We start from the raw sequence: 19175 nt of genomic DNA on the forward strand, positions 1-19175 counted from the left end.
AGCCCCCCTAGTGCTGGCGCGCGGAGCCGCCCGTCAGGGCCGCGTCGAGGATCTTGTGTTCCGTCGCCTGCGCCGCCGGCATTTCGGCAACGATGGTGTCGTCGTGGACGACGTAGATGCGATCGCAGAGCCCGATCAACTCGATCGTCTCGCGCGACAGCACCAGCACGGCGCCGCCCTTGGCGGTAAAGTCGCGCAGCAGGTGGTAGATCTCGGACTTGGCGCCGATGTCGACGCCGCGGGTCGGCTCCTCGACCAGCAGAAGATCGAGATCGGCGGCCAGGTAGCGGCCGAGGAGAACCTTTTGCTGGTTGCCGCCCGACAGGGAGCCGACCGGCGCGGACGGCCCTGCCGCCTTTATGTTCATGACCTCCATCATGCGGGCGATGACGTTTCGATACGGCCGCGCCGGCGCGAGTTCGAATCGCCTCGAATGCAATCCGATGGCGATGTTGTGGGCGATCGGCAAAGCGAGGAAGAGCCCCTCCTCCTTGCGGTCCTCGGGAACGAAGCCGACCCTCAGCTGCTGCAAATGGCGAACGCCTGATGATGCCGGGAGCGGCATTTTCAGCGCTTTGCCGTTGACGGAAATCGTCCCGGCGGAGGGATGATAGCGGCCGATCAGCGATCTCAGGAAGCGCTGCTGGCCCTGCCCCTCCAGTCCGGCCAGGGCTACGATCTCACCCTTGTGCAAAGACAGCGACAGCGGCCGCGATGTGTCGGTGATTCTGAGGTTCTCGACTCGCAGGATCTCATCACCCTTATCGCCCGTGCGATCGGGAAAAAGGTCCTGGAGTTCGCGTCCGACCATCATGGCGATGAGGTCGTCGGTGGTGATCTCGGACACCATCCTGGTGCCGACCAGTGCGCCGTCCTTCAGCACCGTCACCGTGTCGCACAGCTCGAAGATCTCCTCCATGCGATGCGAGATGTAGACGATGGCTTTTCCCTTATCGCGCAGCCGGCGGATGTTGCGGTTGAGCACATCGACATCGGCCGCGTTGAGAGCAGCCGTCGGCTCGTCGAGGATAAGCACGCTGGCGTCCGCCTGGATGCAATGCGCGATCTCGACGAATTGCCGCTCGGCTATGGTCAGGTTGGAAACGAGTTGCGACGGGTCGAGCGTGAGGCCGAGTTCGCCAAGCGCCTTGGCGGTCTGGCTTTTCATCGCCCGATAATCGATCGAGCCGAACCGGGTCGTCGGCTCCCGGCCCAGAAACATGTTTTCGGCGATCGACAGATTGGGCAGCAGCGAATGCTCCTGGAAAACGGTCGAAATGCCGGCATCGAGTGCGGCGCGCGGCGATTTCAGATCGAGCTTCTCCCCGTTCATGAAGATCTCGCCGGAATCGGGCTGATGCACGCCCGCCAGGATCTTCATCAACGTCGATTTGCCGGCGCCGTTCTCGCCCATCAGGGCGTGGACGCTGCCCGCCTTGAGATCGAGGGAAACGGAATGGAGCGCCTTGCTCCCTCCGAATGCCTTCGAAATGTGGGACATCTCGATAAGATTGGTCACGAAACCCTCGAACGAACCAAATTCAACACATGGAACGGCCTGCGGGGAATGCTTGTCCACTCCCCGCCAGCCACGGCGCCGTCACTTCTTGCCGTAATATTCCTTGAGCTTGTCCTCGGGCAGTTCGCTCGGCCACCAGACATTGGCGGTCAGGTCGTCGCGATAGTATTTTTTGGCCTTGTCCTGGTCCCATCCGTCGGGATTATAGACATAGCGTTTGTAGAGCTGCTTGCCTTCCAGAAGGGCAACAGCGGCGCGCACGCCGGCCGCACCTTGGGCGGGGCTGTATTCCGGCGAGATCGACTTGAACCCGTCCGTGATCCACTGGCCGAAATAGCCATTGTTGCCCTCGCCCGAAATCGGCGGAACGGGCGTGCCGAACTGCTTGAAGACATCGACGCAGGCGCGCGTCATGTCAGCGCCGGACGACCAGATGCCGTCAACCTGTGGGTTGTTCAGATAAAGCGTCTCGCACAGCTTCTTGGCCTTGTCGTACTGCCAGTCACCATGCTCCTCGGCGATGATCTGCACATGCGTGCCCTTGAGCGACTCCAGGAGTCCGTTGTAGCGGTTGGTGTCTTCCGGATGTCCGGCCAGGCCACGCAGGACCCAGATCTTGCCGTTGTCGCCGACGGTCTTGACCAGCCAGTCGCCCATCACCTTGCCGAAATGCTCGGCGCCGCCCTGGATTTCGGTGGTGTAGGCGTCGGAATCGATGCGACCGGTGTGGAGAATGACGGGAATGCCGGCGGCGACCGCCTTGGCGATGCTGGCATTCGCCGATGTGCTGGTCACCGGCTGCACGATGATCGCGTCGACATGCTGCGCAATCAGGTCCTCGATATCCGCCACCTGCTTCTTCTGGTCGAAGCCGGCATCGAGCAGGATGAATTTCGAGATGCGCTTGTCCTTGGCCGCGGCATTCTCCGCCTCATGCGCCACCTGTACCGTCCACGTGTTTGCGTTGACGCCGAAGTCGCTCATTCCGATGACCCAGGGCGGGTCCTTCTTGAACGCACCGGCCGCGGTCATGCGCGTGTCGTCGGGGCGCGGCGCGACGCCGTCCATCAGCTTGATGTCTTCCGCATGCGCCAGGGACGTCACGGCAAGCGTGGACGCAACTAGCATCCCCAGGCCGACGGTTTTCAGCAATCCTAACATTCAACTCTCCTCCTTGTGGTTGTCCCGGCCTACGAATTCGTATGGCCGGCCGTACGAATGTGTACTGCCGCGAGACGCTCTCCCGATGCATGCTCGTCGTCGCAAACCGACCGATGCACGCGATTCTCCCGTCCCCGAACACATGCGTGTCGAGGCCCAACCCGGGCTGGACGATGGTGACGGTTGAGAACTCCTCCGGCACTTTAGAAGCACAGCGGATTCGCCCTGTCAATAGTTAGTCATGTTGAATGACTATTCCCTTGCTTGCCTTTCACCGCTCCGCTATCCATCATGAATGGCGCTCGCCGGCTTCGGCGCGCTGTCAGTCCCGGCGGGAAAAACATGCGATCAGTCTTGTGCTACGGCGACTCCAACACGCACGGCCAGATCCCCGGCAGGGGGCCGCTCGAGCGCTATGGTCCGGGTGAACGCTGGCCGGGAATATTGCGTTCTCAGCTAGGCCCCGACTGGTATGTCATCGAGGAAGGATTGAGCGGCCGCACCACCGTCCACGACGACCCGATCGAGGGCGCCCACAAAAACGGCAGAACCTATCTTCGCCCCTGCCTGCAGAGCCATGCGACGCTCGACCTCGTCATCATCATGCTCGGCACCAACGACCTGAAGATCCGCTTCAACAAGCCGCCGTCGGAAGTGGCGATGGGGATCGGCTGCCTCGTCTATGACATCAAGGAGCTGGCGCCTGGGCCAGGCGGCTCGACGCCCGAGATCATGATCGTGGCGCCGCCGCCGATGCAGGACGACGTCAAGGAATGGAAGTCCATCTTCGCCGGTGCGCCGGAGAAATCGCGCCTGCTCGCGCTCGAGTTCGAGGTTCTGGCGGACTCGCTCGAACTCCACTTTTTCGATGCCGGCTCGGTGGTGTCGTGCAGCGAAGCGGACGGCTTTCACATCGATGCCGAGGCGCACAGATTGCTGGGCACCGCACTTGCCCGCGCGGTCGATGCCATCGGCTGGAGCCGCTCGACATGAGCAACACTAAAGCCACCGGGCAACGAGCTCCAACCGACGGGGCGACCCTTGCCTGACATGAGGTTCGCACCACCCAATCCATTGCGCATCGCCGATCGCGCGAGCGGGCTGAATGCGTTGAGCGTCCGCAGCTACAATGAGCGGCTGGTGCTGTCGCTGCTGCTTCAGAACGAAGGCATTTCGCGGATGGAAATCGGCGAAAAAACCGGCCTCTCGGCGCAGACGGCATCGGTTATCGTCCGCTCGCTCGAGCAGGAAGGCCTGGTCTCGCAAGGCGAGGCGCAGCGCGGCCGCGTCGGGCCGCCCACCATCCCGCTTTCGCTCATCCCGGAGGGCGTTTTTGTGGTTGGCGTCGGTTTCTGCTGACGCCGGATCGACATCGCACTCATCGATTTCATCGGCACCGTGCGCTTCCACACGCAATTGCCGGCGGATGAAGCCAATCCCTTTCCGCAAAGCGGCGATCTGTTCGGCGCGATCAGGCAAGCCATGACCAGCCTGCCGGTCGAGGCGCGCAGCCGGGTTGCCGGCATCGGCCTGGCCGTTCCCGACGATGTCGACACGATGGCTGCAACCCGCAACGGATCGAGCACCTCGCTGAAAGCCTTGCAGGGGGAGATCGAGGAACAGATCAAGCTGCCGGTTTTCGTGCAGAACGACATCACCGCGGCAGCTGGCGGCGAGAGCATGTTCGGCGTCGCAAAGCCGCTCAACGACTATCTGTTCTTCTATCTGGGAGCACGGCTGCAGAGCAGGCTCATCCTCAACCACCAGATCTACAAGGGAAACTCCAGCGCCAGCTTCGATCATGGCCTGATGCGCCTGGAGAGCGAACTGGCCCTGCGCGGGCGCCCGTCCGAAATCATCTGGAGCAGCAGCCCTGAGTGGCCTGACCTGGGCGAGGCCTACAGCGCATGGCTGGGCGAGTGTTCCGACCGCCTGAAAGCGTCGATCTCCGCGCTGACCCAGTTTGTCGAGTTCAGTTCGGTCGTCCTGTCCAGCTATGCGCCGCAAAAGATCGCCGAGGCCTTGTGCGACGACATCGGCCGGGAATTCCCCGGCATCGAAGCGCTGCCCGCGCGGGTCAGCATCAGCCCGAAGGCCGTCGGCGCGGCAAGCCTGCCGTTCAGTTCGCGCTTCATGATCCAGTGATCGAGCCGAACCGGCGTTGCCGGTCTGCCGATCATGCACCCTCTGCAGGTCCATCGATGATTTTCAGGTGACCAAGCGAATCTACTTGCCAGGACGCCTCACTTAATAGCATGTTAAGTGAACCCTGAGATCGCCATGAAAATCGCTGCGGATCACGCACTCAATGACAATGCCGCAACCAGCGCCGAAGCGCGCCGCTCGACGGTATTGGGCGATCGCATCAAGGCCTATCGCACCACGCGGCGCCTGACGCTGCGCCAGCTCGGCGGCATGATCGGCACCACCGCCAGCTTCCTGAGCCAGCTCGAGCGCGGCCTTTCCGGCGCCAACACCAGCACATTGATGCTGATCGCCAATGCGCTCGGCATCAGCCTCGCCGATCTTTTCGACGACTGCGAAGTGTCGCCGCACGCGGTGCTGACACGCGCCGAGCGGCCGGCGCTGCCGACCAGCGAAGGCTACCGCAAGACGCTGCTGTCGCGCCGGCCGATCCGCGAGATGGAAGTCTATTGCGGCGAGTTCGCCGTCGGCGGCTCCACCGGCGACGTGCCCTATACGCATGGCAACGCGAGCGAGATGTTCCTCGTGCTGCGCGGACGCGTGCAACTGACGCTCGGCGACGAGAGCTTCACCCTCGAAGAGGGCGACAGCATCGAATATTCGACCTCGACGCCGCACCGGACGATCAATGTCGGCGATGCGGTGGCCGAGGTGCTGTGGATCATCGCGCCGCCGACAAGCGGCGCTGTCGACCTCGATCAATATGTAGCCCGGAAAACGCTCGCGCCCGGCCTGCCAAAATCAAACAGCGAGCCATCGGAGGGTTAGAAAATGGGAAGCAGATCAAGATTGGCCGGATTTGTCGGCGCCGCCGCACTGGCCTTGCTCGCAGCCGCCGCTCACGCGCAGAACGCGCCGCCGGCCGGAACCGTGGTCGACGGCTCGTTGAAGGGCAAGACGCTGACCTTCGTCTCCTATGGCGGCATCTACCAGGACGGCCAGGTTGCCGCGCTCAAGGAATTCGTCGACAAGAGCGGCGTCAAGCTTTTGAACGACGGACCGACCGAAATCGCCAAGCTTCAGGCGCAGGTCGAATCAGGCAATGTGACCTGGGATGTCGTCGACACAGACGATTTTCCGCCCTTCGTGCATTGCGGAAAACTGTTCCAGAAACTCGATCTGACCAAGCTCGACATCTCGCACATCCCGCCCGGACAGGTCGGCGAATGCAGCGTGCCGGCGATGAACTACGGCATGGTCCTGATGTACAAGAACGACACGTACAAGGACAATCCGCCAAAGGACTGGAAGGATTTCTTCGACACCGCGAAATTCCCCGGCACCCGTGCCATCGACGGCAGTGGCAGCCCGCTCGGCGGCCTGATCGAACAGGCCATCCTGGCCGACGGCGGCAAGGTCGACGCCATGACGCCTGCCGATATCGACAAGGGCATCGCCAAGATCAAGGCGATCGGCCCCGACACCATCTTCTGGAAGACCGGCGCAGAATCCCAGCAGCTTGCCGAATCCGGCGAGGCCGACATGATCATCATGTGGACTGGCCGCGCCATGACGGCGGTCAAGAATGGCGCTGCCTATACGCCGGTGTGGAAGGACTGGCTGGTCGTCATGGATCAGCTGACCATCCCGGTCGGCGCCAAGGACACCGATGCCTCCTACGCGCTGATCAACGCCTATCTCGGCAAGAAGTCGCAGGAGATCCTGACCGAGCAGACGTCCTACTCGCCGATCAACAACGAGGCGCAGCCCAAGGTCGACGCATCCGTCGCCGCCTTCCTGACCAACACGCCGGACCACGCGAAGCTCGGCTACCAGCAGAACATCAAGTTCTGGGTCGCCAATTTCGCCGCCGCGTCCGACAAGTGGACGGCGCTGATGGCCGGCAACTGAGCCGGCTATCACTGAGGTGACGGCGTGAGCCAGACATCGCATACGCCGACGGCCGGGGGTGATCATTCCCGGCCGTCAGGTGCCGTGCAGGGGCCGCAGCGGCGCCTGCGCCTTGCCGCCTATCCGTCCCTGCTGGCGATGCCGGCCCTGCTCCTGCTTATCGCGGCTATGGGCTATCCCTTGCTGACCGTCACGCTGCGCAGTTTTTCGGACCCGGCCTGGGGCCTGCAGAACTACGTCTGGTTCTTCTCCACGCCGGTGAACGTCACCGTCCTGTGGCGCACCTTTTCCATCGCCGCCTGGGTCACCATCGTCTGCGTCATCGCGGCCTACCCCTACGCCTATCTCATGACGGCCGTCGAGCCGCGCCTGCGACTCGTCCTCATCTTGTGCGTTTTGGTGCCGTTCTGGGTCAGCGGCGTGGTGCGCACCTTGGCCTGGGTCATCCTGCTGCAAGATTCCGGCATCATCAATTCGGTGATCAGGCTGCTCGGCTTTGACGGCGTGAAGCTGATCCGCACGCAGACCGGAGTCGTCATCGGCATGGCGCAGGTGTTGCTGCCGTTCATGATCCTGCCGCTCTATTCGGTCATGCGCGGCATCGATTTGCGCCTCGTGCAGGCGGCGCGCAGCCTTGGTGCGCGCCCGGCACGCGCCTTCCTGGAAATCTATCTGCCGTTGTCGCTGCCCGGCGTCTTCGCCGGCGCCATCATCGTCTTCATCCTGTCGCTCGGCTTCTACATCACGCCGGCCCTGCTCGGCGGCCCGCGCAGCACCATGCTGTCGACGCTGGTGCAGAGCCAGGTGCTCAGCCTGCTCAACTGGGGCCGAGGCGGCGCCATGGGCGTCGTCCTGCTGGTCGCGACCTTCGTGCTGCTGGCGCTCGCCGCACCGCTGATGCGCCAGCGCCACAAGCAGGCGTCCAGATCATGAGACAAACGCCGTTCCGCATTCTGCTCGGCCTGTTCTGCCTGCTGGTCGCCGTCTGGCTGGTGATGCCGACGCTGGTCATCATCCCGATGTCGTTCAACGAGAAGAAGTCGCTCGCTTTCCCGCCGTCCGGCTTCTCCTGGCAGTGGTACGCGAATTTCTTCACCAATCCCGATTGGCTGTCGAGCTTCTTCAATTCGCTCAGGGTCGCGGGCCTCGTCGCCGTTGCCGCCACGCTGATCGGCACGCTGGCGTCGCTTGGCCTCAGCCGCATGAAACATTCCGGCGCCGGCCTGCTGCGCGCCATCCTGATCACGCCGATGATCGTGCCCGGCGTGGTGCTGGCGATCGGCATCTATGCCGTTTACCTCGACTACCAGCTTGTCGGCACCACCACCGGCTTCGTCATCGCGCACACGATGCTGGCGATCCCCTTCGTCATCATCGCCGTATCGGCAAGCCTCGAAGTCTTCGACGTGCGGCTGGAAACGGCGGCGGCCAGCCTCGGCGCCAACCGCTTCACCACATTCCGCACCGTGACCTTGCCGCTGATCGCGCCCGGTATCCTGTCCGGGCTTTTGTTTGCCTTCGTCACCTCCTTCGATGAAATCATCGTCGCGCTGTTCATCACCAGTCCCTACCTCAAGACCTTGCCGGTGCAGATCTTCACCAGCATCACCCGCGACGCCGACCCGACGGTGACGGCCGTCGGAACCATCATCTTCATTGCCACGACGCTGATCATCAGCGCCGGGCTGATCATCAGCTCGAAATCGACGAGGAGTTGAGATGACTGCGAGGGAACGTGGCGCGGCCATCGACATCAAGGGCGCAACCAAGCGCTACGGCAATTTCACCGCGCTCGACGATGTCAGCCTGCATATCGAGCCCGGCGAGTTCATGACGCTGCTGGGGCCTAGCGGCTCGGGCAAGACGACCACGCTCAACGTCGTTGCGGGCTTCACCGACCTCACCGCAGGCGATCTTGCCGTCGGCGGCAACAGCATCGTCGCCCTGCCGGCGCACAAGCGCAACATCGGCGTCGTGTTCCAGCACTACGCGCTGTTTCCGCACATGACCGTCGGCAAGAACGTCGCCTATCCCCTCACCTTGCGCGGCATGGACAAGCAGGCGCGCGACCGTCTCGTCGTGCGAGCGCTGGACATGGTCAAGATGGCCGATTTCGCGCATCGCTATCCCTCAGAGCTTTCCGGCGGCCAGCAGCAGCGCGTGGCGCTGGCGCGCGCCATCGTCTTCGATCCGCCGCTGCTGTTGATGGACGAACCGCTCGGCGCGCTCGACAAGAAACTGCGCGAATGGCTGCAGCTGGAGATCAAGCGCATCCACCGCGAACTCGGCACCACCTTCGTCTATGTGACGCACGACCAGGAAGAAGCGCTGGTTCTGTCCGACCGCATCGCCGTGTTCAACCAGGGGCGCATCGAACAGGTCGGAACCGGCCGCCAGCTCTATGACGAGCCGGCGACCTTGTTCGTGGCCAAGTTCATCGGCGAATCGACCAGTTTGCGTGGCACCGCCCAGACGTCAGGAAACGAGACCAGCCTGACGATCGCCGGCCAGAAGATCGTGGCCAACGGCAAGCTTGCCGGCGGAGGCAAACCGGTGGTCCTGCTGCGGCCGGAAAAGCTCTCGCTTGCCGGCACCAACACGCCTCCCGCCGCCGGGCAGAACAGCCTCACCGGTGAGGTCAGCGAGGCGATCTATCTGGGGTCGGGTTCGAAATACCAGGTGACGCTTCGCGATGGCTCGGTCGCCATCGTGCGCTCGTCGCTGGAAGCCACACCGTTCTCGATTGGTGACACGGTCGATCTGCGCTGGTCGGTAGTCGATGCAAAACTTCTTGCCGACGACGATCGCGCCGACATGACGATGACCTGATCGCTCTTTTCCCCGCAGGATTTTTAGACATGGACGCCAAAGTCAACGGCAACGTCTCGTTCTGGTATGCCGACATCGGGCTGCCGGCCTATCGCGCGCCGCTCCCGGGTGACCTCGAAGCCGATGTCTGCATCGTCGGCGCCGGCTACACCGGCTTGTGGACAGCTTACTATCTGAAGAAGGCCGATCCTTCGATCCGCATCGCCATCGTCGAAAGGGAGTTCGCCGGCTTCGGCGCGTCGGGCCGCAATGGCGGCTGGCTGTCCGGCGGCTTCAGCTGGTCGCGCGAGAAATATCTGCGGACCTCGACGCGCGGCGCCGTCATCGACATGGAAACCGCCATGCATGGCACGGTCGACGAAGTGATCGCGGTGACCGAGGCCGAAGGCATCGATGCCGACATCCGCCGCGTCGACAATCTGACGGTTGCGACCAACCCGCCGCAGCTCGAACGGATCAAGGCCGCCTATGCCGATGCGATCGGCTGGAGCGTGCCGCAGGACCGCGTCAGCCTGATTGGCCAGGCAGAGGCCAAGGCCCGCATCAACATCAAAAATGTGCTTGGCGGCTATGTCCACCACGGCACCGCGCGCGTGCAGCCGGCCAAGCTGGTGCGTGGGCTCTCCGAAGCCGTCGAGCGGCTTGGCGTGCCGATCTACGAGCAGACCACCGTGACCGGCATCGAGAAGGGCAAGGTCACGACGAACCGCGGCACCGTGCGCGCGCCGATCATCATCCGCGCCACGGAAGGGTTCACGGCCGGCATATCAGGCAATGAGCGGCTCTGGCTGCCGCTCAACAGCGCGCAGATCATCACCGAGCCGCTGCCGCAATCGCTATGGGACGAGATCGGCTGGGAGGGCCATGAGCTTCTCGGTGACGCCGCGCACGCCTATTGCTATGCGCAGCGCACCCGGGAAGGCCGCATCACCATGGGCGGGCGCGGCGTGCCCTATCGTTACGGCTCGCAAACGGATGTGCGCGGCCAGACGCAGCAGGCCACGATCGAAAGCCTGCACGCGATCCTCACCCGGCTTCTGCCGCAGACAGCCGGGCTTCGCATCGACCACGCCTGGTGCGGCGTTCTGGGCGTGCCGCGCGACTGGTGCACGACATCAGGCCTCGACCCTGAAACCGGCATCGGCTGGGCCGGCGGCTATGTCGGGCTTGGCGTCTCGAGTTCCAACCTTTCGGGCCGCACGCTGCGCGACCTTATCCTGCGCCGCGACACCGAACTGACCCGCCTGCCCTGGGTCAACCGCCAGGTGAGCAAATGGGAGCCCGAGCCGATGCGCTGGCTCGGCGTCCACTCGATGTATCAGCTCTATCGCGTCGCCGACGAGCGCGAGGAAGCCGGCCTCCAGCATACGTCGAAACTGGCCGCAATCGCCGACCGCATCACCGGGCATTGAGCCTCGGAGCGATTCCAAAACTTTCTGCATTTTCAGTGCCTGCCCGGAGACTGCCATGACCGACTTCCAGACCTTCGCCCATCTCGCTTCCATCGACCTCGGCGAGCCTGAGCCCAAGCCGACCTCGATCAGCGGCGATCAGCTCGAAGCAGCGAAGACGCTGTGGACCTCGCCTGACGGCACACTGGAAGTCGGCGTCTGGGAGTGCACGCCGGGCCGCTTCACCGCATCGCGCGAGAGCAATTCCGAAACCTGCCACATCGTGTCAGGTCGGGTCTCGCTGCATGGTCCCGATGGCCGCAGCGAGGACGTCGGTCCGGGCGAAATGCTGGTGCTGCCGAAAGGCTGGAAAGGCGAATGGACGATCCACGAGAAGACGCGCAAGCTCTATATCCTGCACTTCGAGGCGTGAGCTGACTGGAACAGCCGCTACTCGTCGTCTGAACGATCATCCTCGGCAACAACAGGCTTGCCTTCTATCGCCTGCCGCAAGGCGTCGTTGATGCGGTCCTGCCAGCCCGGCCCATCCTCCTGGAAGTGGTCCAGCACGGCGCGATCGATCCGGATCGAAACAAGCTCCCTGACGCCTGGAGCGGCGGAGGGCTCACGAACCGGCGCGGCCGGCTTCTTCACCGGCTTGAAAGCCGCCTCGGCGGCCGTCATCGGATTTGTCGGTCGACGCGGGGGATTTGCCATCGGATGACCCTGACTGAAGACGATTCGTGCACGACGTGGCACGCTTGCGCCACCATAGCCCAACCAGCGCCGTCGCGCAGGCCCCTTTGGTCGGGACAATCACTCGGCTGCTTGAAGACTCTGCGCGTCGATGATGACCCTGATCTCGGCGCGGCAGGAGCCGCAATTCGTGCCGGCATGCAGGGCCGTGCCGATCGCCGCAACGCTGCCGTAGCCGCCGCGCACCGCTTCCGCGATCTGGTTGGCGCCGACGCCGAAACAGGAGCAGACGATGGCGCCGCGGTCGACGTCGATCCCGCCCGGTCGTCCGGCTACGATCGCCAACCTGCCGCGCCGGTCGACATGATCGGCACTCAACTGTTCCGCCGCCCAGCCGCGCGACACGGCGACCGGGCCGGGTGCGACGAACAAGGCGGCTGACAGTTGATCGCCGTCGAAGGCGGCGATGCGATGCTGGCCGGCGTCGCGGTCATGATAGGCGAGCATTTCCGCACCCGGTGACACGCCGAACAGTGACCCGGCAAAGCCAGCCCAATCGATGTCGTCTTCGGCAAAGGCAAGCTCGACCCGCCAGCCGCCCTTGCATTTGGCCACGGCCCAGTAGGCCGCGGTATCAGGCTCAGGCCTGCGCCGCGTCACCGCAAAGCCAAAGGCCTTTGCGGCGAATTTCTCGATGCGGGCGGCGACATGTTTCAGCGCCGGCTGGCCGGAAATGGGATCGGTCAGCGGCGCGGTCAGCGTGTCGAGCCGGCCCCTTGCCGCAAACTGATCGGTCCAGTGCATCGGCGCAAACAGGCTGCCCTGGCGTTGGCGCGCCGTCACCAGCGCGCGCACCAGCACGTCGCCGCGCGGGCTGGAAACCCGCGCGATGTCGGCGTCGCCGATGCCGAAGCGCTGCGCATCCGCCGGGTGGATTTCTACGAAGGGCTCGGCGATGTGCTGCGACAAACGCGGGCTTTTGCCGGTTCGCGTCATGGTGTGCCAATGGTCGCGGATACGGCCGGTATTGAGGATCAGCGGATAGTCCGGGCTGGTGCGGACTTCCGTGGTGGGGCGGATGGCGATGAAGCGCGCTTTGCGGTCGGGCGTGTAGAAATTGCCGTCGGCGAAGAAGCGGGTGGTGTTACCTTCCAGCCTCTGCCCAGCCCGAAGATGCTCGTCCGACTGATGTCGAGCTTGAGCACCCCCCTCTGTCCTGCCGGACATCTCCCCCGCAAGGAGGGAGATTGGCAGCTTTGATGCTCGCATATCTCCTGCATTGTTTGTAATTGGCGAAGGCCGTGGTGGCAGCCGATCTCCCCCCTTGCGGGGGAGATGGCCGGCAGGCCAGAGGGGGGTGGCTGGGCTCGGCGCCGGCCATTGGAACGGCTCCAGCGCCTCATACTCCTCCGCATCAACCTCGGCATAAGCACCAATATCGAAATCCCGCGCGCCATCATTCTCGAATCCTGACAGCGCGGCATGCTCGGCAAACACCTCCCCTGGCGTCGCATAGGAAAACGCCTCGCCAAACCCCATCCGCTTGCCGACCTCAGCGACAATCCGCCAGTCGGGCCTTGCCTCGCCGGGCACGGGCAAAAACGCGCGCTGGCGCGACACACGGCGCTCTGAATTGGTGACGGTGCCATCCTTCTCGCCCCAGGCGGCGGCGGGCAGCCGGACATGGGCGTGGCGGACGGTGTCGGTCTGGGCCAGCACGTCCGACACCACCACGAACGGGCACGCCTTGATCGCCGCCTCGACGGCATCGGCGTCCGGCATCGAATCGACCGGGTTGGTGGCCATGATCCACAGCGCCTTGATCCGCCCGTCGGCCAGCGCCTGGAACATCTCGACTGCCTTCAGGCCGGGCTTTCCGGCAATGGCCGGCGCGTTCCAGAAGCGCTGCACGCGGTCGCGATGGTCGGGGTTTTCGATTTCCATATGCGCGGCGAGCATGTTGGCCATGCCGCCGACCTCGCGGCCGCCCATGGCGTTGGGCTGGCCGGTCACCGAAAACGGCCCTGCTCCGGGTTTGCCGATGCGGCCGGTGGCGAGATGGCAGTTGATGATGGCGTTGACCTTGTCGGTGCCGGATGACGACTGGTTCACACCCTGGCTGTAAACCGTCACCGTTTTCGCCGTTGCCGCAAACAGGCTGTAGAAACGGCCAAGCTCGTCCTCGCTCAGGCCCGTGGCGGCAGCGACGCCGGCCAGGTCGAGCGCGGAGGCCGCGAAAAGCGCTTGCCCGAAGCCGGTCGTGTGCGTCGTGATGTAGGCGCGGTCGAGCGCATTGTGCTGGCCGAGATAAGCGAGCAGCCCGGTGAACAAAGCGACGTCGCCATCCGGCGCGATCGCCAGATGCATGTCGGCGATGTCAGCGGTCATGGTGCGCCGCGGATCGACCAGGACGATCTTCATCTCCGGCCGCTTTTCCCGGGCAGCCGCGATGCGCTGGTAAAGCACGGGATGGCACCAGGCGAGATTGGAGCCGACCAGCACGATCAGGTCGGCCAATTCCAGATCCTCATAGGTTCCCGGCACGGTGTCGGAGCCGAAAGCGCGGCGGTGGCCGGCGACCGAGGAGGCCATGCACAGGCGCGAATTGGTGTCGATGTTGGCCGAGCCGACAAAACCCTTCATCAGCTTGTTGGCGACGTAATAGTCCTCGGTCAGCAACTGGCCCGAAACATAGAAGGCGACCGCATCCGGGCCATGCTCGGCGATGGTTTGCGAGAAGGTCGAGGCGACAAGGTCGAGCGCCTCGTCCCAGCCGGCGCGGCGGCCGTGGACCTCCGGATGCAGCAGCCTGCCGTCGAGGTCGATGGTCTCGGCGAGTGCCGAGCCCTTGGAGCAGAGCCGGCCGAAATTGGCCGGGTGGTCGGGGTCGCCGCGGACGGACACCTGCCCGTCCGCGGCGGCCTTCGCCAGCACGCCGCAGCCCACCCCGCAATAGGGGCAGGTGGTCCTCACCTCGCGCGCTTCGTCGATCTCCATGGGTTCAGGCCGCGCGGCTGGCCAGCGCTTCCAGCGCAATGAACAGACGCTCGCCTTCGACCCGCACCGGAATGGTGCGCACCGCGCCCTCGTCGGCGCCGAGCGCCTTGCCCGTCTCCAACGAAATCACCCAATTGTGCAAGGGACAGGTCACCGCCGCACCGTGCACGATGCCCTGGCTGAGCGGTCCGCCTCTGTGCGGGCAATGGTCGTCGATGGCATAGACCTGATCGTCGGCGGTGCGGAAGACGGCGATCTTGCCTTCCGGGGTGGCGACGCAGCGCGCGCCGCGGCGGGGGATGTCCGAGATAGAGCCGATTGATACCCAGTTCATGATTGTCACTCCGCCGCCTGCGCAAACCCGACAGAGGCCATCGGCCGGAATTCATGCTTGTCCTTGCCGGAAACGCGTTCCGACCACGGATCGACCTGGGCGAATTTCTGGCTGAAGACGAAGCGGTCGTAATAAGCCTTGCGCTTCTCGCCATCGTCCATGATCTGACGCTTGATCTCGGGGATGCCGATGCGCTTGGCCCATTTGTAGATGCGCTCGAGATAGCGGCCCTGCTCGCGATACATCTGCGTCAGCGCCACGATATGCTCCAGCGCCTCGTCCTCGGTCTTGACCAGGCCCAGCACCTCGGTGCCCTTGATGTCGAGGCCGGCCGCCCCGGCGAAATGGATTTCGTAGCCGGAGTCGACGCAGATCACGCCAACATCCTTGCAGGTCGCCTCGGCGCAGTTCCTTGGACAGCCCGACACCGCCATCTTGACCTTGGCCGGCGTCCACGAGCCCCACATGAATTTTTCGATGCGGACGCCGAAGCCCGTAGAATCCTGCGTGCCGAACCGGCACCAGTCTGAGCCGACGCAGGTCTTCACCGTGCGCAACCCCTTGGCATAGGCGTGGCCGGAGACGAAGCCGGCCTGACCGAGATCGGCCCACACTGCCGGCAGGTCCTCCTTGCGGATGCCGAGCATGTCGATGCGCTGGCCGCCGGTGACCTTGACCATCGGAATTTCGAACTTGTCGACGACGTCGGCGATGGCGCGCAGTTCGGCGGCATTGGTCACCCCACCCCACATGCGCGGCACCACCGAATAGGTCCCATCCTTCTGGATGTTGGCGTGGACGCGCTCGTTGATGAAGCGCGACTGGTAATCGTCGGCGTAGTCATCCGGCCAGTCGCAGACGAGGTAGTAGTTGAGCGCCGGCCGGCATTTGGCGCAGCCGCAGGAGGTCGTCCATTCCAGTTCCTGCATGACGGCGGGAATGGTCTTCAGGCTCTTGGCCTTGATCAGCCGGCGCACCTCGTCATGGCCGAGGGTGGTGCAGGAGCACATCGGCTGCACGGCGGCGGGGTTGTACGTGTCGCCGAGGGTCAGCACCATCAGCTTTTCAACCAGCCCGGTGCAGGAGCCGCAGGAGGCCGACGCCTTGGTGTGGGCGCGCACGTCGTCAAGCGAGGTCAGGCCCTTGGCCGTGATCGCGCCGGTGATCTTTCCCTTGCAAACGCCGTTGCAGCCGCAGATTTCCGCATCATCCGGCAAGGCTGCAACGGCCGCCATAGGGTCCAGCGGGGCACCCCCCTGGTAGGACTGGCCGAAGATGAGCGTGTCGCGCATTTCGGAAATGTCGGTCTGCTTCTTCTTGAGGTCGTTGAACCAGGCGCCGTCAGCCGTCTCGCCATAGAGCACGGTGCCGATGATGCGGTCATCCTTCAGCACCAGGCGCTTGTAGACGCCTGCGGCGGCGTCGCGCAGCACGATCTCCTGGCGATCCTCGCCCTCGGCGAAGTCGCCCAGCGAGAACAGCTCGATGCCGGTGACCTTGAGCTTGGTCGGCGTGTCCATATGGACGAAGGCCGCCGCCGCGTCGCCGGCAAGCTGGCTGGCGGTCACGCGCGCCATCTCGTAGAGCGGTGCGACGAGGCCGTAGACCTGGCCGTTGACCTCGGCACATTCGCCGAGCGCGTAGATGTCGGGATCGTTGCTGCGCATGCCGGCGTCGACGACGATGCCCCTGTTGACGGCGATGCCGGCCTGTTTCGCCAGCGCCGAATTCGGCCTGATGCCGACGGCCATCACCACAAGCGTTGCTGGGATAATGGTGCCGTCAGCGAGCTCCACCTGCCCGACCTTGCCGTTGCCTGTGATCGCCTGTGTGTTGGCCTTGGTGATGACCTTGATGCCGCGCTGTTCCACCGCACGCTGCAAGAGATAGCCGGCCGCGGGATCGAGCTGGCGCTCCATCAGCGTCGGCATGACATGCAGCACGGTGACGTCCATGCCTTGCGCGTTCAGCCCTGCTGCCGCCTCCAGCCCGAGCAGGCCGCCGCCGATGACCACCGCCTTGGCCCGCGACTGGGCGGCAAGCATCATCGCCTGCACGTCGTCGAGATCGCGATAGGTCAGCACGCCCGGCAGGTCATGGCCGGGCACCGGAATGATGAACGGCACCGAGCCAGTGGCGATGACGAGCTTGTCATAGGGTTCGGTGACGCCATGATCGGAGGTGACGGTCTTCGCCGCTCGGTCGATGGCGACGATCTTGTGGCCCTTGTAGAGGGTGATGTTGTTGGCGATGTACCAGCCGTCGCCGTGGATGATGATCTCCTCATAGGCTTTCTCGCCCGACAGCACCGGCGACAGCATGATGCGGTCGTAATTAACGCGCGGCTCGGCGTTGAAGATGGTGACGGTGTAGCGGCCCGGAGCCTGTTCCAGCAGGTGCTCCAGCATGCGCCCCGGGGCCATGCCATTGCCGATGATGACAAGTCTTTCGCTCATGGTGCTACTCCGCGGCTTCGACGAAGCGGTGGCGTTCGTAGAGGAACTTCAGCACCGCCTCGCGGCAGCGCAGGAAGGTCCGGTCGGAAGACAGTTCGACGCGCCGGCGCGGCCGCGCCAGCGGCACGGCAAGCACTTCGCCGATGGTTGCCGCCGGGCCATTGGTCATCATGACGATGCGGTCGGACAGCAGCACCGCCTCGTCGACATCATGGGTGATCATGATCGTCGTCGAGCCGAGCCTGGAATGGATGTCCATCACCGCGTCCTGCAGATGCGCGCGCGTCAGCGCGTCGAGCGCGCCGAACGGCTCGTCGAGCAGCAGGATCTTCGGCTCCATGGCCAGCGCCCGGGCGATGCCGACGCGCTGCTTCATGCCGCCCGATATCTCGGCCGGGCGCTTGTCCTTGGCATGCGCCATCTGCACGAGGTCGAGATTGCGCATGATCCAGTCATGCCGCTCGGCCTTGCTTTTCGAGCGACCGAAAACCTTCGACACCGCCAGGTTGATGTTTTCATAGACGGTCAGCCACGGCAGCAGCGAGTGGTTCTGGAACACCACGGCGCGTTCGGGACCGGGGCTGTCGACCTCCTTGTCCTCGAGCAGCACGGCGCCGGCGGACACCTTGGTCAGCCCGGCGATCAGATTGAGCAGGGTCGACTTGCCGCAGCCGGAATGGCCGATGATGGAGACGAATTCGCCCTTGTCGATGGTCAGCCTGATGTCCTTCAACACCTCGCTGACCTGGGCACCACGCGAGAAGGATTTGTCGATATGGTCGAGCTTCAGATAGGCCGTCATCGCCCTCTCCTCACTTTGCCGTTGTGCCGCGGGTGACGAAGGCGCCGACCGCCGCGACCAGACGGTCGAGGCAGAAGCCGGTGACGCCGATATAGGCGAGCGCCACGATGATGTCGGGCAGCCGCGACGAGTTCCACGCGTCCCAGATGAAGAAGCCGATGCCGACGCCGCCGGTCAGCATTTCGGCGGCGACGATGGCGAGCCAGGACAGGCCGATGCCGATCCTCAGGCCGGTGAAGATGTAGGGCGCGGCGGCCGGTACCATGATCTTGACGAAGAATTCGAACTGGTTGAGCCGCAGGATGCGCGAGACGTTGCGGTAATCCTCGGGGATGTTGCGCACGCCGACGGCGGTGTTGATGATGATTGGCCAGATCGACGTGATGAAGATGACGAAGATCGCCGACGGGCTGGAATCGCGGAACGCCGCCAGCGACAGCGGCAGCCAGGCCAGCGGCGGCACCGTGCGCAGGATCTGGAACACCGGGTCGAGGCCGCGCATCGCCCAGATCGACTGGCCGACCAGCGCGCCGAGCGCGACGCCGACCACCGCCGCCAGGCCGAAACCGATGGCGACACGCTGCAGCGAGATCAGCACGCGCCATGCCAGGCCGATATCCTGCGGGCCATTGTCGAAGAACGGATGCGCGATCAAATCGTAGGCCTCGTTCCACACCTGGGTCGGCGGCGGCAGGCTTGATGTGGGCGACGAACAGGCGATCTGCCAGACGACCAGCATCAGCGCGATGACGATGATGGGCGGCACCAGCGCGCTCGCCAGTTTGCCGGCAATCGCCAGCGGATCGAAGCGGCGTCGTGCCTTGGCGGTGAAGGCGATGACCTCCGCCGGCTTCGGGGGGAACGCCTTCACCTTTGTGTCCTCGATAGTCTGGATCGACATGTCTGAGAAAAACTCCTTGGGGGCAGGTAGTGA

18 protein-coding genes are annotated in these 19175 nt (G+C 64.2%); 10 read left to right on the forward strand and 8 right to left on the reverse strand.

The features are described 5' to 3' along the window. Positions 1-7 precede the first annotated feature (7 nt). Positions 8-1519 carry a sugar ABC transporter ATP-binding protein gene (locus tag NKI99_RS11515; protein ID WP_128303927.1) on the reverse strand — a complete coding sequence of 504 codons (1512 nt, stop codon included), beginning with the start codon at positions 1517-1519 and terminating at the stop codon, positions 8-10. An 81-nt stretch (positions 1520-1600) separates the two neighbouring features. Further along, positions 1601-2680, reverse strand: a complete 1080-nt coding sequence (locus tag NKI99_RS11520) for a substrate-binding domain-containing protein (RefSeq protein ID WP_023809403.1) — start codon at positions 2678-2680, stop codon at positions 1601-1603. A 342-nt stretch (positions 2681-3022) separates the two neighbouring features. Here NKI99_RS11520 and NKI99_RS11525 point away from each other — a divergent pair, with 342 nt between their 5' ends. The 10 genes from NKI99_RS11525 (at position 3023) to NKI99_RS11570 (ending at position 11389) form a co-directional block, all read left to right on the forward strand. After that, entirely contained in the window at positions 3023-3673 is a 651-nt protein-coding gene (locus NKI99_RS11525) for an SGNH/GDSL hydrolase family protein (RefSeq protein ID WP_023809404.1), read from the forward strand. Between the two features lie 57 nt (positions 3674-3730). Further along, positions 3731-4039, forward strand: coding sequence for a MarR family transcriptional regulator (locus tag NKI99_RS11530; protein ID WP_352610864.1), 309 nt, complete (start codon positions 3731-3733; stop codon positions 4037-4039). A 39-nt stretch (positions 4040-4078) separates the two neighbouring features. Beyond that, positions 4079-4825, forward strand: coding sequence for an ROK family protein (locus NKI99_RS11535; protein ID WP_352610866.1), 747 nt, complete (start codon positions 4079-4081; stop codon positions 4823-4825). 135 nt (positions 4826-4960) lie between these two features. Further along, positions 4961-5653 carry a helix-turn-helix domain-containing protein gene (locus NKI99_RS11540; RefSeq protein WP_023809406.1) on the forward strand — a complete coding sequence of 231 codons (693 nt, stop codon included), beginning with the start codon at positions 4961-4963 and terminating at the stop codon, positions 5651-5653. Between the two features lie 3 nt (positions 5654-5656). Further along, the gene (locus tag NKI99_RS11545) at positions 5657-6736 is read left to right on the forward strand and encodes an extracellular solute-binding protein (RefSeq protein ID WP_023809407.1); all 1080 of its coding nucleotides are present in this window, start codon (positions 5657-5659) and stop codon (positions 6734-6736) included. 24 nt (positions 6737-6760) lie between these two features. Then, on the forward strand, positions 6761-7669 hold the full coding sequence (locus NKI99_RS11550) for an ABC transporter permease (protein ID WP_023809408.1): 909 nt from the start codon (positions 6761-6763) through the stop codon (positions 7667-7669). Next, positions 7666-8454: an ABC transporter permease gene (locus NKI99_RS11555; RefSeq protein ID WP_023809409.1), complete on the forward strand. Its 789-nt coding sequence runs from the start codon at positions 7666-7668 to the stop codon at positions 8452-8454. Before NKI99_RS11550 ends, NKI99_RS11555 begins: the two co-directional genes overlap by 4 nt. A 1-nt stretch (position 8455) precedes the next feature. Further along, positions 8456-9565 (forward strand): ABC transporter ATP-binding protein, encoded by a 1110-nt coding sequence (locus tag NKI99_RS11560; RefSeq protein WP_352610868.1) that lies wholly within the window; start codon positions 8456-8458, stop codon positions 9563-9565. Between the two features lie 29 nt (positions 9566-9594). Beyond that, the gene (locus NKI99_RS11565; protein WP_023809411.1) at positions 9595-10977 is read left to right on the forward strand and encodes an NAD(P)/FAD-dependent oxidoreductase; all 1383 of its coding nucleotides are present in this window, start codon (positions 9595-9597) and stop codon (positions 10975-10977) included. Positions 10978-11032: 55 nt separating this feature from the next. Beyond that, positions 11033-11389, forward strand: a complete 357-nt coding sequence (locus tag NKI99_RS11570; protein ID WP_023809412.1) for a cupin domain-containing protein — start codon at positions 11033-11035, stop codon at positions 11387-11389. Positions 11390-11406: 17 nt separating this feature from the next. Here the strand turns inward: NKI99_RS11570 and NKI99_RS11575 are convergent, their stop codons facing one another. From NKI99_RS11575 to ntrB, 6 genes are all read right to left on the reverse strand, one after another. After that, complete coding sequence (locus NKI99_RS11575; protein WP_023809413.1) at positions 11407-11673, reverse strand: BrnA antitoxin family protein; 267 nt, start codon at positions 11671-11673, stop codon at positions 11407-11409. A 99-nt stretch (positions 11674-11772) separates the two neighbouring features. After that, positions 11773-14649, reverse strand: a complete 2877-nt coding sequence (locus NKI99_RS11580) for a nitrate reductase (RefSeq protein WP_352610870.1) — start codon at positions 14647-14649, stop codon at positions 11773-11775. Positions 14650-14653: 4 nt separating this feature from the next. Beyond that, positions 14654-14983 carry a nitrite reductase small subunit NirD gene (gene nirD, locus NKI99_RS11585; protein WP_352610872.1) on the reverse strand — a complete coding sequence of 110 codons (330 nt, stop codon included), beginning with the start codon at positions 14981-14983 and terminating at the stop codon, positions 14654-14656. 5 nt (positions 14984-14988) lie between these two features. Beyond that, positions 14989-17439: a nitrite reductase large subunit NirB gene (gene nirB / locus NKI99_RS11590; RefSeq protein ID WP_352610874.1), complete on the reverse strand. Its 2451-nt coding sequence runs from the start codon at positions 17437-17439 to the stop codon at positions 14989-14991. A 4-nt stretch (positions 17440-17443) separates the two neighbouring features. Then, positions 17444-18241 (reverse strand): ABC transporter ATP-binding protein, encoded by a 798-nt coding sequence (locus NKI99_RS11595; RefSeq protein ID WP_023809417.1) that lies wholly within the window; start codon positions 18239-18241, stop codon positions 17444-17446. A gap of 10 nt (positions 18242-18251) precedes the next feature. Beyond that, positions 18252-19142: a nitrate ABC transporter permease gene (gene ntrB, locus NKI99_RS11600; RefSeq protein ID WP_352610876.1), complete on the reverse strand. Its 891-nt coding sequence runs from the start codon at positions 19140-19142 to the stop codon at positions 18252-18254. Between the last annotated feature and the right edge of the window lie 33 nt (positions 19143-19175).

Source organism: Mesorhizobium sp. M0239 (assembly GCF_040321815.1).
GTDB lineage: Bacteria > Pseudomonadota > Alphaproteobacteria > Rhizobiales > Rhizobiaceae > Mesorhizobium.